At 64.1% G+C, this 15317-nt stretch carries 15 protein-coding genes; 8 read left to right on the top strand and 7 right to left on the bottom strand.

The genetic code is table 11. The features are described from left to right. Positions 1-112: 112 nt before the first annotated feature. Positions 113-433, top strand: a complete 321-nt coding sequence (locus LB558_RS23335; protein ID WP_224699685.1) for a hypothetical protein — start codon at positions 113-115, stop codon at positions 431-433. On the opposite strand, the gene LB558_RS23330 is transcribed toward LB558_RS23335, so the two are convergent. Then, a complete protein-coding gene (locus LB558_RS23330) occupies positions 434-1159 on the bottom strand; it encodes a Crp/Fnr family transcriptional regulator (protein ID WP_224699684.1) in 726 nt (241 codons plus the stop codon). Positions 1160-1611: 452 nt separating this feature from the next. On the opposite strand from LB558_RS23330, the gene LB558_RS23325 reads away from it, so the two are divergent. Then, the gene (locus LB558_RS23325) at positions 1612-1827 is read left to right on the top strand and encodes a hypothetical protein (RefSeq protein ID WP_224699683.1); all 216 of its coding nucleotides are present in this window, start codon (positions 1612-1614) and stop codon (positions 1825-1827) included. Further along, positions 1824-2033, top strand: coding sequence for a hypothetical protein (locus LB558_RS23320; protein ID WP_224699682.1), 210 nt, complete (start codon positions 1824-1826; stop codon positions 2031-2033). Before LB558_RS23325 ends, LB558_RS23320 begins: the two co-directional genes overlap by 4 nt. A 75-nt stretch (positions 2034-2108) precedes the next feature. On the opposite strand, the gene LB558_RS23315 is transcribed toward LB558_RS23320, so the two are convergent. Both LB558_RS23315 and LB558_RS23310 read right to left on the bottom strand, forming a co-directional pair. Next, positions 2109-2225 carry a putative RiPP precursor gene (locus LB558_RS23315; protein WP_318011663.1) on the bottom strand — a complete coding sequence of 39 codons (117 nt, stop codon included), beginning with the start codon at positions 2223-2225 and terminating at the stop codon, positions 2109-2111. Between the two features lie 103 nt (positions 2226-2328). Beyond that, entirely contained in the window at positions 2329-3360 is a 1032-nt protein-coding gene (locus LB558_RS23310) for a hydroxyacid dehydrogenase (protein WP_224699681.1), read from the bottom strand. On the opposite strand from LB558_RS23310, the gene LB558_RS23305 reads away from it, so the two are divergent. Then, a complete protein-coding gene (locus LB558_RS23305) occupies positions 3332-3532 on the top strand; it encodes a hypothetical protein (protein WP_224699680.1) in 201 nt (66 codons plus the stop codon). The genes LB558_RS23310 and LB558_RS23305 overlap by 29 nt on opposite strands. A 72-nt stretch (positions 3533-3604) precedes the next feature. On the opposite strand, the gene LB558_RS23300 is transcribed toward LB558_RS23305, so the two are convergent. After that, positions 3605-4795, bottom strand: coding sequence for an FAD-dependent oxidoreductase (locus LB558_RS23300; protein ID WP_224699679.1), 1191 nt, complete (start codon positions 4793-4795; stop codon positions 3605-3607). Between the two features lie 118 nt (positions 4796-4913). Further along, on the bottom strand, positions 4914-6410 hold the full coding sequence (locus LB558_RS23295) for a formyl transferase (RefSeq protein ID WP_224699678.1): 1497 nt from the start codon (positions 6408-6410) through the stop codon (positions 4914-4916). Positions 6411-6659: 249 nt separating this feature from the next. On the opposite strand from LB558_RS23295, the gene LB558_RS23290 reads away from it, so the two are divergent. After that, the gene (locus LB558_RS23290) at positions 6660-8762 is read left to right on the top strand and encodes a GumC family protein (protein WP_224699677.1); all 2103 of its coding nucleotides are present in this window, start codon (positions 6660-6662) and stop codon (positions 8760-8762) included. A gap of 1 nt (position 8763) precedes the next feature. After that, positions 8764-10095: a VpsF family polysaccharide biosynthesis protein gene (locus LB558_RS23285; protein WP_224699676.1), complete on the top strand. Its 1332-nt coding sequence runs from the start codon at positions 8764-8766 to the stop codon at positions 10093-10095. On the opposite strand, the gene LB558_RS23280 is transcribed toward LB558_RS23285, so the two are convergent. Together LB558_RS23280 and LB558_RS23275 are read right to left on the bottom strand one after the other, a co-directional pair. Then, complete coding sequence (locus LB558_RS23280) at positions 10058-11320, bottom strand: glycoside hydrolase family 5 protein (protein WP_224699675.1); 1263 nt, start codon at positions 11318-11320, stop codon at positions 10058-10060. The two genes, LB558_RS23285 and LB558_RS23280, sit on opposite strands and share 38 nt — an antisense overlap. After that, complete coding sequence (locus tag LB558_RS23275; RefSeq protein WP_224699674.1) at positions 11317-12483, bottom strand: DUF1972 domain-containing protein; 1167 nt, start codon at positions 12481-12483, stop codon at positions 11317-11319. The genes LB558_RS23280 and LB558_RS23275 overlap by 4 nt, the downstream gene beginning before the upstream one ends. A gap of 357 nt (positions 12484-12840) precedes the next feature. On the opposite strand from LB558_RS23275, the gene LB558_RS23270 reads away from it, so the two are divergent. Continuing rightward, positions 12841-14010, top strand: a complete 1170-nt coding sequence (locus tag LB558_RS23270; protein ID WP_224699673.1) for a glycosyltransferase family 4 protein — start codon at positions 12841-12843, stop codon at positions 14008-14010. Beyond that, positions 14007-15314, top strand: coding sequence for a hypothetical protein (locus LB558_RS23265; protein ID WP_224699672.1), 1308 nt, complete (start codon positions 14007-14009; stop codon positions 15312-15314). Before LB558_RS23270 ends, LB558_RS23265 begins: the two co-directional genes overlap by 4 nt. Positions 15315-15317 lie beyond the last annotated feature (3 nt).

The raw sequence follows: 15317 nt of genomic DNA, 5'->3' as shown, positions 1-15317 counted from the left end.
CGCCGACCGTACGATTCTGACAGTCCGGCTATGCAAGCCGCGTAAATGGGCGTATTTCGGTGGCAAGAGCGACCTCAGATCGGCCTCTCGACATCCTGCAATGGAGGGCGGTTTGGATCATACCGGCCTGGTCGAGCTTCTGGACTACACACAAGCGCAATTGACGAAGATCCGCCAGGCGGTCGCGGCAAGCGAGCACGCCGGTGCCATGTTCACCATCGACTGCCTTGTCGGAGCGGCGGCCGAGCAGACGAAGTGCAAGCTTGCAAGCTTGGAGCATGCTGGCTTGCCGATAGACAGGGATGGGTCTATCGGCAGGGATGGGCCGATCGACGGGGATGGGCCGATTGGCCGAAGCGCATTTGAAGGCGGTGCGGCGCCGCCCGGCAAAGCGACGTCGGGCAAGCCGGATGCCCGCGGCAACCGCTCCTGATCAGGCCGCGCCGATCTCGCCGATCAGCCTTGCATATTCGGCCTCGGCTTCGCCGTAACTGCCATTGGCCAGTTCCAGCAGCCCGGCGCGGTCACGAATCACGATCTCGCCCCGACGCGAGCGGATCAACGCGCGGCCTTCGAGCAGCTGGAGGGCGACGGTGACGCCTGGCCGCCTGACACCAAGCATAACGGCCAGGAATTCGTGGGTGATGGCGAGATGTTCGCCCGGCACACGGTCGTCGCACATGAGCAGCCATCGCGCCAGCCGCTCCTCGAGCTTCAGCCGCGCGTTGACGAGCGCGGTGCAGCCGGACTGGGTTTGTAGCGCGTTGACGAAGCGCAGCAGGAACATGCGCAAGGTCGTACTCGCCGCCAATGCTGCCTTGAAATCGCCGGCTTCGATGCGGATCGCCTCGCCTTCGAGTTGGACATAACAGGCATGCGGCGCACGGTCGTCGCCCATCACCAGGGAGTATGCCGTCATGCCTTCGAAGCCGATGAGGCCCACTTCGGCCTCTTGGCCACTCGCCGTGCTGGCGACCACCGAACCGATGCCCTGTTCGATGAAGTAGACGGCCTCGATCGGGATCTGTGGCGTCACCAGCATCATGCGCAACGGCAGGTCGCAACGCTGCATATGCGGCTCGAGCAGCGCCAGGTCAGCCGCAGGCATCCGCCGCAGCAGCTGATTTCGGTATTGATGGTTTTTGTTGGGATCAGACATGGCGTGGCCCAATGCAGGGCAAGAGCCATCCAGTCTCCCAGCCGTCCGTGCCCGTAAAAACGTGCGGACGATGGCCTGAGTATAGGGGCGCAGAACGAATAAAGCTATGAATGCGATGTGAAATTCGAAGCACGGCGCCCCCCAACGCCGTTCGCATATGAAAAGATCGGCCTGAATGTTAGTGTCGGAAACGTACCAAACGCCACTTGGTACAAAACCGACATATTTCTTGAGAGCGTCGGATCACGGGGAGGTCGATAAAATCCCGCCGGCTAATGACAAAGCGCCATGTCGCGCTGGGCCTGAGAACCGTTCGAAAAAGAGAGGCGGACCGGTGGGAGAATTGTACGATGCTTACTATGATGAGGCCGATGTTGACTCTTGCTCAGTCCGATTTCATTTTTTGACCTACAGCGTCAAGGAAGTGGTCGCTGCTCCGAAAGGGGCTTCTTATGTCGAGCCTTCATAAGCGCAATCCCGGTTTCCATCCTTCCGATCTGCAGCTGTGCCAGCGCGTCTTCGATCGGGTCTGCCTGGAGCGCAAACTTGACCGCATGTCAGGGGAGTCGGACGTGCAGCGGCTGGCGGCCACGGTGTTTTCGCTGTTTCAGAATGGCTGCCGCAATGAAGGCGAGTTGCTCGAAAGTTTCAGGCGGACCCGCCAATGACCAAGGCCAGCATCACGTCCGCGGCACCGGCAGCCGAAAACGAACCTTACGACGCTGCGGTCTTCGCCCGGAAATACGGCATGTCGCGGAAGGCCGCGGAGGTCGTGCTGTCCGCGAACGGACCGTCCAGAACGGCTTGTGACGCTGCCGCCCGCTCTTTTATGGAGGCGGTTGCCCGCAGAGCGAAGAGCAGCCATGAACACTGAAGTTGCGAGCGACTGCCGTTTCGCCGCCGACCCGCGGGCACATCCAATGCTGCCTTCATTGGATGCCGTGAGGCGTCAGCCTGTCGGGCCTGTCGGCCCTATCGCTCCTGACGTGGCTTGCTGCGCCGTCACGGCGGAGAGTTTCTGCCGTTTGAACAGCATCGGTTTTTCATAGATCTTCTTCATGTTCATGGCTTCCCTCCGCAAAGTTCGATGGCGGCAGCGTCATCGCCGGCCGCACTCTTGTCAAGCCGACCTGATCGAGGGTCGGCCACCCGTGACGAAGATCCACGCCTCAATTCCTGTCGACCGGCTTGGAACGCATGCGCGAAACCGTCTCGCGCTCGGCGCGCTTGGAGCGCAGCGGCGGCAGGCCGCGGTCGATCAGGTCCATGTCCTCCAGCACCATATCGCCCATGCGCTTGAAGGCGATGTCGAGCGCGCCGGCCCGGTGAGCCGAGCGCAGGAAGCCGGGCAGGGCGCGCACCGGATGGTCCCGCGCCAGCGGTTCTTCGGGGAAAACGTCGCTGGCGGCGACGATGTGGCCGCTCTTCACCGCCGCCATCAGCGCCGGGAAGTCCACCACGCCGGCGCGGCTGAGCAGGATGAAGGCGGCGCCCTTGCGCATGCCGGCAAAGGCGTCGGCACCGAGAAAACCCTGGTTCTCGCTGGTCACCGAGGCAACGACGAAGATGAAGTCGCTGGTCGAGAGCACCTCGTCGAGAGAGGCCGGCTCGACGCCATTGTCGATCAGGATCGATGGCGGCAGCCAGGGATCAAAGACCTTGGTGCGGGTGCGAAAACCCGACAGCAGCCGGTTGAGCGCGCGGCCGAGATCGCCGAACCCGATGATGCCGACATCGGCGCCGGACAGGAGCCGCGCCGTCTGGTTGCCGTCGCCGCCCCAAAGTTCCTGTCCTTGGCGGAAGGCAAGGTCGGCGTCGACGATGCCGCGAGCGAGATTGAGCGCCATGGCCAGGCCAAGCTCGGCCACCGGCTCGGCGAATACCAAGCCGGTGGTGACGACATGGATGCCGCGCGCGAACAAGGACTCGTAGGGCATGTTGTTGATGAGGTTGGTCTCGACATTGAAGACGCAGCGTAGCGCCTTCATCTGGTCGAGCGTTTCGGGCGATATGGGCGGCTGGCCGATGATATAGCGCACCTCGGCCAGCACGTCGGCCGGCAGTTTCGCGACGCCGTCAGCGGTCGTCTCGACAATGCGATAGTGCGCCTTAAGCCGCCCCAGCTGCCGGGCTGTGAAGATCAGGTCGAGCGTGCGTGGTTCCGGCGCACTGATGACCAGCGGCAAGGCGCTGTTGGACATAACTATTCCCTCTGTTCCCGATGGCCAAAATACCTTGGATGAAACGATTTACAACACCGTGCGGAGTGCCGGCAATGCGACAGTGAAGAAGCGTTTGACCACGATGCAGAAGCGCGACAGGCTTTCGGGCGTCACGGCCCAGGCTGCCCCATCGACACCTCCAATTCAGTGATTGATTGGCGCCTGACGCATTCGCCTGACAAGGGCAATCAATAGCGGCAATCGATAGGCGACTGGTCGCGCCCTATCGCATATCGGCCACGGGTGCCCGCCGTTGTCCCAGATGCCGGACCTTGCGGCCGACAATCATCAGCCGGCGCGCGGTGTTGTTGCGCAGGCGTCTTACCCGCCATTCCAGTCGGGTGTCGGCTGTAATCGACTTGGCATAGTAACTCACCCGCATGCCCTCCTCGTCGGCAGCCACCTTGACCGGATCGTCATAGAAGGCGTTGATCTTGTCAGCCGCCATACCCGGTGTTTCGAGCCAGCGCGGAATGTGAACCGAATGGAGCTGATCGACATCGGTCATCACGCGCCCGATGCCGACGCCCGGCGTTGGACACGTCGTGCAGAAAGCATCGCCGATGAAGATGACCCCGTCGCGGCGATGGCCTTGCGTGGTGCTCAGACTGATCTGCCTGACCTCGACAGGACTTGCGACTTCGAAGTTGCCGCATCGCACTGCTATTTCGGGCATCAGTTCGCAGAGCATCTTTTGCGGCTCCTGGCGAAACGCCCTCGTCCACGGCTCGGCCACATTGCGATAGAGGAACATGTTCGCCCGCATCTTGTCGCCGAGGGGAAAGATGCTGATGTAGGCGACACGGTCGGCAGCCCGCCTGCTGTAGCAGGTGACGGACTGATGACCGAATTCGCGCGGCGAGATGGCGAGGTCGAATCCCATCGACAGTGAATGCGCCTTCGATTGCTCGATACGCTGGACCCCGACGGCGCGCCGCACCGCCTCGCCGTGACCGGTTGCCACCACCAGCAGGCGGGCATCGATGACGGTGCCGTCGGCTAGCACAAGCCGCTGCCGGTCCGGTCCAGTCGAGACCTCGGTTACCTTGCCGACCGTCAGCGGCACCTGCGGAGGCAAGGCGTCGCGCAGGCCATTGATCAGCGCGCCATAGGAGAATGTGAATTCAGCCTTCTTCTCATGCGCGAAGAACTGGCCGAGGCGAAAGACATGCGTGTCGGTCGTCGAGGTGACGAGACGCTTGAGTGTCGCATCGAGGCCGAGCTTTTCGAACAACAGCATCTGATCCATGCCGATCTTCTCGGCCCGGAACTCCTCGTGGTGGACGCGGTGCGGATCGATCAGCGCCACCTTGCGGCCGGCTTGTCCCAACACCATTGCCAAGGTGGTCCCAGCCATTCCGGCGCCGACGATCGCCACATCGACTTCGGCCGGGCCAGCCTCTGAGATACTCATTTTGCTGCCCTTTCTGGTGGCAACTGCACGTTTCACAATCTCCGGTAGAAAACATCTTCCGGACCTAAATCAACCGCAAGCAACCGGGGCGCGTGCCTGGTAGTAACCAATGTTTAGGTTAATCGCGGGCCCGCTGCTTCCAGCGCGGTGCGATCGCCGACCCGTCGATGAACTCAAAGCCGCCAGCCTCGTTGAGCGTGTGAAGTTTACGCCCACTCCATAGCGCACCTGGATTTAAGATGGTTTCAACGACCTGCTCCATGCCGATCAAATCAAGGTGAGAAATGCGTGCGATACCAAGCGCCGCGCCATAGCTCCTACGGCAGTCCTGGACCGGGCGCAGCAGGTCGTTGCCGCGCCTGACCATGCGGCCGGCCGGCCGCGCCGAGGCGATGTCGATCAGCACGGGATTTTTGGGGTGCGGCGTCCAGGGGCCGCGAAAATCCGGCGCCGACCACAGATGCAGCGTGTCGGAGAAGGCGCCGCCGCCGTCGCGGACGGTGGCGAACAGCCACCAGGCGCCGCCATGCTCGACAAGCGTGGCGTCGCTGGCGACGACGCCGGCCAGAAGCGTCGCCTCCTTGACCCATCCGCCGGGAAAGGCGGTGGCCCGGTAGAGATCGACCGTGCCGTTGGCGCAGCTTTCCGGCACCATCCAGACCTCGCCGTCGCGCTCGAAGACGAAGGGGTAGGAGAGATGGTAGGGCAGGTCCAGCACCGGTTCAGGCCGTCCGAGCGGGCCTGCCGGGCCGAAGGGAACGGCGGAGATGATGGCTTTGCCGAGCCGATGGATATAGTCCTCGACGAACAGGGTCAGCTGGCCCTGGTAGAGGATGGGGAACGGATCGGCGTAGAAGCGGCTGCCATCGTCCGGCAGCTCTTGCCAACCCGACGCCGGATGCGCGCGCAGGTCGAACAGATCGCGGCCCCCGGTTTGCCGCCAGCCGACCTTCCAGTGCGGCGCGTTGTAGCAAAGGTGATAGATCTTCTGAACGATCCGCCGCGCCAGCGCCTTGCCGGCTCTGACTGCAAGCTTGCCGGACGAGGGCATTGGTGGCGGGCTGCCCGCCTGCGCCGGCTCGGGCAGATCAGGCACGGACTTTGCCGCGCCTGACAGGGCAGCTATGATAAGGCTTGCCGTGCGCGCCAGCATATCCTGGAAGGACGCCAGCGCGATACCGCCATATTCGGTGCCCAGACGCCCGGCGGCGATCGCAACGCCGTTCTCCTCGATGCGGGCAAGCGGTGTGCGACCTGCGAGGATCAGGGCCAGCAAGGCCGCTTCGCCGCCGGCGCCGTCATAGCTGACGCGCCAGACCCGTATGCTTTCCAACCTGACATCGCCGCAGAGGTCGACGATCAGGTCAGGCGAAGCGGGGGACTGCCGGTAGGGCGCGAGTGCCGAAAGCGGCACACGCTTGGCCAGTCCATCATGGGACAGTCCGTGTATCGCCGTTTCGAGTTGAAACAGGGCCGCAGCGCTGCGCGGAATGCCGCCGCCTGCCGGCCTGACATCGACTGACAGTTCGACTTCGTCGAGCGCGGCGAGGCGCTCCAACAGTGTGACGTGAAAGGCGCGGACGCAGTCGCCGTCCAAGCGTAGGCTTATCTGCATTTTGGAGGTCCGAAAAGGCGGTGCCCGGCCTTGCCGGCCAGGCCGGTCCGGTCAAATTGTAACCCCATTTGCATCCGTCTCCGCTCGCTGCGTAGCCAACATCTCGATATGTATATTTTTAAGCAAACCGCGTGCCAAAATTCACCTCACCTCTCAACATAATTAACAATGTTTTAACAGTTGGAGGAATAGCTAGGTTAGCGCCGCAAACTGATCTTGCCGGCCTATGGAGTATTGTCGGAGGCAGCCATGCAATCATCCCTGCCCATGGTTCCTCAGCAACACTCTCCGGATGCGGCACGCGCGGGATCATACGCTGCTTCGACTGTCGAACTGGGTGATCTGAAGCGCATCCTGGTGCGCCGCCGGTTCTGGATCTTCGGTACCGTCGCACTGCTGACGCTAGCCGCCCTGCTCTACGGCCTTTTCACGCCCGCGCTGTACAGCTCGGCTGCGGAAATCCTGATCGATCCGCAGGATCTGCAGGTGGTCACCAACGACGTCAATCCCAGCCGTATCTCACCCGATGGCGGCATCACGCAGGTCGAGAGCCAGGTCAGCGTGGTCCAGTCGACAGGCGTGCTGATGCGGGCGATCGCGGCGACAAACCTGACGCAAGATCCGGAATTCAACGGGCAGGGCTTGCTGTCGCGCCTGCTCGGTTCGGCATCAGCCGAGGGCGACAGGTCGGTGCAGACACTCGACGCGCTGCGCCGGCGCCTGGCGGTGAAGCGGGCCGACAAGGTGCTGGTCCTCGACGTCATTGTCACCGCCAAGAGCGCCGACAAAGCCGCCCTCCTGGCCAACGCCATCGCGCAGGCCTACCTGGTCGACCAGGCGAGCGCGCGCGCGAAAATGGCCAAGGACGCCTCCGAGTCGATCACCGCGCGGCTCGACGAGCAGCGCAAGCGCGTCCAGCAGGCCGAGAATGCCGTCGAGGCCTACAAGTCCGCCAACAACATGGTGATGGCGGCGGGAAATCTGGTCAGCGACCAGGAACTGACCGAGATCAACACGCAGCTTTCGGCGGCGCAAAGCCGCACTGCGGCGCTGAAGGCGCAGGTCGACCAGATGCGCCGGCAGAGCGGCACGGCGGACGCAACTTCGGAAGCAATGCGCTCGGCGGTGATTTCGAGCCTGCGGGCGCAAGAGGCGACGCTGGTCGACCAGGTCTCGCAGCTCGGCACGGAGCTGGGGCCGCGTCATCCCTCGCTGATCGCAGCCCAGCAGCAGCTGCGCGACACGCGCCAGCTGATCGCGCGCGAACTCGGCCGCATCGCCACCGCCACCGAGACCGACTACGAACGGGCGCTGGCCAACCAGCAGGCGCTGGAAGCCAAGGTCGCGGGCATGAAGAGCAAGTCGCTCGACACCGACCAGGCCTCGGTGCGGCTGCGCGAATTGCAACGCGATCTCGAGGCGCTGCGCTCCGTCTACTCGAATTATCTCCAGCGCGCCCAGGAGACGCGCGAGCAGATCAATGTCGACAGCACCAATGCGCGCATCATTTCCAACGCCATGCCCGCCTTGAAGAAGAGCTGGCCGCCTTTGCCGCTGCTGTTGCTGGGCGCGATATTCGGCGGCCTTGGGCTCGGCACCGGTCTGGCGCTGATCGCCGAATATTCCTCGCCGACAGTGCTTTCCAGCGCCCAGATGCAGTCGGCCATCGACGCGCCGGTGCTGGGGGTGGTGCCGGCAAAGTCAGACACCGGCGCGCGCTGGTGGCCTTTCGGCGGGGCGCGCGCCGCCGCCTCCAGCCAGAAGACCGATGCCGTCGTCGGCCTTGCGCTGAGGCGCATGTTCAGTTCGGGCCAGCGTCCGGCGGACTGGCCGCTGGTGCCTTCCATCCTGGTGACATCGTCGCCGGGCGAAGGGGCGCAGCGCAGCCGGGTGGCGCGGCTGCTGGCCAATGCCGCGGCCTCCAGGGGCAGCCGTGTGCTGTTCATCGATGCCAATGCCGGCGGCGGCGACCAGAAGGATCCGCAGCCGGGAATCCTCGATGTGCTGCGCGGCGAGTACGCCTTCGAGGCCGTCAGCCATTACGCCGCCGGCAGCAACGTTGCCGTGCTGGGCAGGGGCCGCTCAAAGGCGGTCTTCCAGGAAGCGCATGGCATCTATTTTGCGCAGCAGATGCTGGCGCGGGCCAGCCGGAGTTTCGAGCTCGTCGTCATCGACGGCGGCGCGCTGGCCGACAATCTCAATGCCTCGCCGCTGGTCGCCATGGCCGACGAGATCGTGCTCGTCGCCACGCTGAACGCCACCCCGATGCGCGACGTCACGACGACTTCGCAGGCGGTCTCCGTCATGGGGCGCCTGCCGACAGCCGCCTTGCTGGTCGACGAGGCCGCCTGATATGGCGGCCAGCTGGAGCGCAAGCGCTTCGAACCATGGTGCTGCCGCACCTCGCGCCGGCACATCGGTCGATGCGCTGACGCGCTTCGGACTGATCGCGGCGGTAGCGGTGCTGTTCAGCATCTCGGGCGGCATGCTGTGGCTGGTCGGCTACAATTATGATGGTCTGTTCGGCAACCCGGCGACCAAGATCCACCCGTCCACCTATCTCATCGTCCTCCTGTTTGCCTGGCGCTCCTGCGCATCAGGCAATCCGGTCGGCCATATCGTCCATCTCGCCGACAGGCGGCCGGCCAGCGCGCTGATGGCCGCCATATCCATCGTGCTTCTGTTCGTCGTCATCGCAAGGCAGCGGCCCGGCATGGCCGGCATGATCGATACGTTCGTGGCCGCGGCACTTCTGGTGCTGATGCTCAGCGAGGACGACGAACGGACCTTCGCCGGGCTGCAGACCGTCGTTCACGTGGTCATGACGGCGAATGCGCTGCTTGCCCTTTTCGAGTTCGCCACCAAGACGCTTATCTTCCCCTATCGCCTAGACGGCGTGGCGTTTACCACCGATCTGCGCTCGAGCGCGCTGCAGGGGCATCCGCTTGCCAATGCCATGGTGACAGCGATCTACGTGCTTGCGCTGCTCTCTGGTGCCAGATCCCTGTCAATGCCGGTGCGGATAGGGTTGATCGGCCTGCAATGCGCGGCACTCGTCGCCTTCGGCGGCCGCACCGCGATGGTGACGACGGTGGTGCTCGGCGGCTGCTACCTGCTTTTTCAGGGCACCACCAAATTGCGCCAGGGCCGCGTCAATCTCTTGGGGGCCGCACTCGGCTTCATGCTTGCGGCGCTGCTGCCGGTCGTCATCATCGTGGCGGCATATCTGGGCTTCTTCGACGCGCTGCTTGAGCGCTTTGTGTCGGACAGCGGCAGCGCCAATGCCCGCGTCGAGATGTTCGAGCTCTTCAAGCACCTGGAATTGCGCGATCTGATCGTTGGGCCGGATGTCGAACTGATCGACAGCCTGCGCCGCATCAACGGTCTCGAACAGGGCATCGAGAACCCGATCATCCGCACGGTTCTCTATCAGGGCGCCTTCTTCACGCTTTTGCTGACGTTCGGCTTCGTGCTGTTCCTGTTCGAGGTGGCGCGCCGCTGCCATCACGGCATCTGGCTGCCGATGCTGGGCTGGGTCATCCTGATCAACACCTCGGAAAGCGTCGCGTCGAAGACGACGCTGCTGACCAAGTTCGTGGTGCTGGCATTGGTGCTCTACCGGCCGGCGCGGGCAGCGTTCAGGCCGGTCAGTCCGCCGGCATTGTCAGGCCAAGCGCCGCGATGATATCTGGGTCCAGCGCCCGGGTGGTGTCGTCCATCATGCCCATGCCATCGAAGAGATCCCACAGTGCCCAGGCGAAGCCGAGTTCCTCGGCGCTCCGCCTGACATCGGCGATGTAGCGCCCGCGATCCGGGTTGGGCGCGGCGACATAGCGGGCGTCGGTGCGCAGCGCGCCGAACTCGCCCATGATGATGCGTTCCGGCGCAAGGCCGTGGCCGTCGGCCCAATCGCGAACCTGGCGAAGATACTTGTCGACAAACCAGCGGTCGGGCTGGGCGTCGAAATAGACTTTCAGCACACGCTTGGTCTCGGCATAGGCTGCTTGCTTGGCATCTTCAGGGCTTTCGGTGTCCTGCGCCATGCGCGCCCTGACCGATGCCAGCGTCTGTTCCAGCGAGCCGGCGGATGCCGGCCACGGCACATTGTTGAGCAACCGGTAGACGGGCTCGCGCATCCAGGGCGCGCCCTGATGGCTGAACAGGTAGGGCTCATAGAAGTGGAAGGTGAACAGGATCGGCTCGAAGGGCGACAGCGGTGCCGGATCGAGCGCGGTCAGTCCGCTCACCATCGACCCGCAGCCTCCGGTGACGACCAGCGGCAGGGTCGCTGCCGATGCCCGTGCCGCGGTCAGAAGCGCGAGCTGAATTTGCAACCAGACGTTCGACGCGCAGGCCTGCGCCGGTTCGTTGACCGGCTCGAGCGCCACCCTGCCGGGCTGGAACCGCGCCAGCCTGCCGGCAAGCTCACCGACCAGACCGCGATAGAGATCGAAGGCGGGTGCCACGGTGCTGGAGACCATGCGGTCGGGGTTCCAGTAATGGGTGGCGGCATTGGCCTGGATGTTGACGATGATGCCGAGACCGGCGTCGAGGGTGGCCGTGAGAGCGGCGTCCAGCATGTCCAGCAACTTGCCGCGCGTCTTGGCATCGGCGGCCAGGAAAGGGCCAGGATCGACGGGCAGACGGATGAAATCGAGCCCGGTCTCGCGCAGCCGACGCAGGTCGTCCGGTGTCGGCACCGGCCTTTGCGACTGGAAGGGTGGCCAGCCATAGTCGGTGCGGGGTGCCGGAAACTCGCGCGTCAGCGAGAACCAGGGCCAGGCGTTGACGCCGCGCCGAAACCGCGGCCCGGCGGCGGCGCGAGCGATTGGTGCGACCGGGAGCGAGCCTAGAGCCGCCGCAGTGGAAAGCGCCATCCGCAGCACCCGCCGGCGCGACCAGCCCGTCATACGGTTCCTGGCGATGCGTGGTCCATCGCGGTGGTCTTGGCGGTGACGCCGAGCAAATGATAGGCCTCGTTTTCATAGGCGAGCAGGACATCGTCCCAGCGAAAGGCTTCGCGGGCGCGCGCCCTGGCGGCAACGCCGCAGGCCTTGACCAGGGCATCGTCGTCCAGCGCCTGCTGCATCCGCTCGGCGCAACTGTCCTTGTCGGTGAAGTAGATCGCCGCCGCCCCGGCGGTCCACCTGTTGTAGGGATTGTCGTGCGCGATCACCATGTTGCCGGCCGCCAGCGCCTCGACCAGCGACGGGTTGGTGCCGCCGACTGTATGGCCATGCAGATAGGCGCGGGCGTGGAAGCGCAGTGCCTTCACCGTTGCCTGGTCGTAAATGGCGCCCGGCAGGACCACCGAGCCGTTCGCCGCCTTGCGGATGGCGGCATGGTAGGGAATGTCGTCAGACAGCGTTCCCAGCACCACCAGCTTCATGTCGCGCTTGGCGGAGCAAAAGGCTTCGACGATCGGCAGGATGTTGTTGTCGGGTTCGATGCGCGCGATCGAGACCAGATAGCGCCCGGGCTCGAGGCCGAGCGCCCGGACCGGCGCCTCGGGCGCTGATGCCACTGGATCGGCGCCATAGGCGATGGTGGCGATGGCGCTGCGCGGCCGGCGCGTCGCCAGGTGATCGGCGATGGCGGGATGATCGGCGACCAGCCGATGCGAGGCCCAGGCGCCGATCCATTCGTTGAGCCAGAACCAGGTTCGCGCCGCCATCCCCCATTTGGGGCGACGCCACTCGATGCCGTCCATGTTGGTGAAGATCTTGCGCCGCTTCAGCCTGAGCCAGGTCAGGAAGACCGCGCCATTGTAGCCGAGCACCAGGCAAACGCCCGGTCGCCTGGCGGCGTCGCGGGCGCATTGCCAGTCGAATTCCAGGGTCGCGCGCGGTCCCTTGGAGGCGACCTGGACGTGAATGAGCTCGATGCCGCGCCAGGTTTCGCTGCGCACCCTCTGGTCGATCCGCTCGACCTCATCCTGGCAATAGACGCTGACCTTCCAACCGCGCCCGACAAGAAACAGCGCCAGTTTTTCGGCAAAGGTTTCAAAGCCGCCATGGGCCGCGGGTATGCCGCGGGTCCCCAGGATCAGAATGGCGGGCGTTTCTGGTTTCATGGCCGGCGGCACTTTCACATGTCTCTGTATATTAGATATAGCTTAATTCTTAGGAAGAGACCGCAACTTCCGTGCCATCTCCCGATTTCGGTATCCTGGGAGGGGATCATCGCGCTGGGTTGTAAAAAAACGGTGTTGAACCCGGTGGTTGTTTCATTCTCGGTCAACCCTTCTGTGCGTAGCTGTATCGAAACGAAGCAATGCCAGGGGCGTACGGCTGGGAGTCGGACGTGTCGAACCGATAGTCGGACATATCGAACTGATAGTCGGACATATCGAACCGGGCATGATTCTTGCGGACGGGCTTCTGCCACAATCGCCCAGCGCGATGGTGGCAGCACCCGGCGGGATATAAAGATGCGGATTGCCTGCGTTCATCAGGGTTATGAACTCTATGGTTCTGACCGCAGCTTCGCGGAGAGCGTTGCCGCGCTGCGCGCCGCGTTTCCGTCGGCCGACATTGAGGTGGTCTTGCCGCGCAGCGGGCCGATCGTGCAGATTCTGGAAGCGCATGCCAGCCGGATCGTCTTCGAACCGCTCTGGGTGCTGCGGCGCCAGGCCATTGCGCGCCTTGCGACAGTCGAGATGGCGCGATTGCCGGTTGCCGTGTTGAGGGCGTGGCGGCGCCTCAAATCTTGCGACCTCGTCTATGTCAACACCTCGATCGTGGCCGACTATGCCCTGGCCGCGCGCTTGCTGCCTCACAAGGCCGTCCTGCACATCCACGAAATCCCCGAAGGCGCCATGCGCAGGGTACTTGTCGGTCTGATGCGCTGGAGCCATGCGGATCTGATCTTCAATTCACGCGCGACACGCGCCGCGTTTGGCGATCCCAAGGCGGCGCGCGCATATGTCGTCTACAACGGGGTTGCCGGGCCGGCGGCGGTCGAACCGATGACGTATGACGGCAAGCGCCCATTGCGGGTGCTGCTGCTCGGCCGTATCAACCGGATCAAGGGGCAGGAGGTCCTGCTGGAGGCGATCGCCTCGATGCCGGCAGCACTCCAGGCGAGAGTCGAGGTGCGGCTGGTCGGCGGCGCCTTCGAAAGCACCGAGCGCGAGCGTGCGCTTGCCGAACTGGTCGAAACCATGGGGCTTACCGGGCGCGTCACCGTCCTGCCTTTCATTCCCGACCCGTCGGAGCATTATCGCTGGGCCGACATCGTCACCGTGCCGTCGCGGCGTCCGGAATCGCTGGGCCGCGTCGCCATCGAGGCGATGGCTTATGGCCGGCCGCCGCTTGTGTCGGCGATCGGCGGGCTGGTGGAAGTGGTCAGCGACGGGGAGACTGGCTGGCATGTTCCGCCCGGCGACGCAGCAGCTCTTGGCACGAAATTGCAGGAGATCATCCTCGCCCCTGAGGCCTGGCGCGGGTTTGTCGCTGCCGGGCGCGCGCGCTACGAGGCGATCTTCAGCGAGCCGGTCGCGGCCGCGGCGATCACCGCGATCGCCTCCGACAAGCTGAGGACGACCATCGCGCGGCCGGGCAGGGAGCCTGCTGCCCGCGAAGCGGAGACACGGTCGTGAAGTTAGCGTTTCCAAGCCATCTGGTTCGACGCCTCGTGCTGATGATCGGAGGCGAGGCGATGCAGAGCGGCTTTCATTTTGCCCTCAACATCATGCTGTTGCACATGCTGTCGGCGCAGGGCTACGGCCTCTTCGCCATCGGCATGGTCATGGGCGGTGTCGGCCTGTCCTATATCAGGTCGCTCACCGCCGTTCCCGCCAGCATCTGGATGAGCAAGAGCACCAACAGCGCCGGCGTCGATACCTATGACGTGGCGTTCGGAACGGCGGCGCTGATCGTGGCGTTGCTGATGGCCGTCGGCACGGCTGTTCTGATGCATGTCCTTGGCGATCCAAGCGGAATTGCCGCCGGCTGCTTCGTCGGTGCCTGGTCGTTGCGCAGCCATATGCGCACGGCTTTTTTCGCACGGCGCCAGCAGGTTGTCGTCTCCATCAGCGATGGCGCTTTTACAGTCGCCGGCTGTTTCCTGGCCGGGCTGTCGATCTGGTTGGTCCAAGACCCGCTGCAGACCGTGTTCTATGCACTTGCAGCGGCGAATGTGTTCGGCATTTTCGTCCTGGTCCGGCTGGCTCGGCGCTCGCTTCGCATCAGCTTCCGCATGCCGACGCGGCGACGCTATATCAGACTCTGGCCCCAACTGCGCTGGTCGGCATTCAGCGCGACCACCACCAACATCCAGGGTCAATGTCTGGCGCTGCTGGTCGCCGGCATTGCCGGGCCAGCCGCCTACGCGCCGCTGGCGGCGGTTCTGGTGCTGTTTGCTCCGCTGCGCATCATCAGCCTTGCGTTCGTCAACATGACGCAGCCGGATCTCGCCAGGCTGATGCGGAACAATGAAACAGGCCGTGTCTGGACGCAGGCCAAGATCTGGGCGCTCGTCATGGGGCTCGGCGGCCTTGCTTATGGATGTGCGATCATGTTCGTCCTGCCGATGATAAAATCCCAGGCTCTCCAGGACGCTTCGACCTGGTTCATCGGAGTTTTCGTGATCGCGAATTTTGTCCCGATCATGCTCTATATCATGCCCCGCATCGTGCTTGAGATACTCGGCGATTTTCGGATCGTCGCGTTCATCACGACGGGCGGCGCGGTCGTCGGGCTGGCGCTGATCGCGGCCCTGCTGGCTATCGCGTCTCCGCCGTGGGCGTTGTTGGGTTCCGCAGTCTCGGAGATGTTCGTGCTCGTGGCATCATGGTATTTCGCGCATCACCGCATGTGGAATATCGAGCATCCCGATGAGGCGCGCGACAGCGGGTTGGGCGCGTGGCGGCGGACGCTGCCGTTCGCTACGGCAAAGCGATAGGAA

The organism is Mesorhizobium sp. CO1-1-8, from assembly GCF_020164875.1.
Taxonomy (GTDB): Bacteria; Pseudomonadota; Alphaproteobacteria; order Rhizobiales; family Rhizobiaceae; genus Mesorhizobium.
This window is presented reverse-complemented; position numbering and strand designations above follow the sequence as displayed.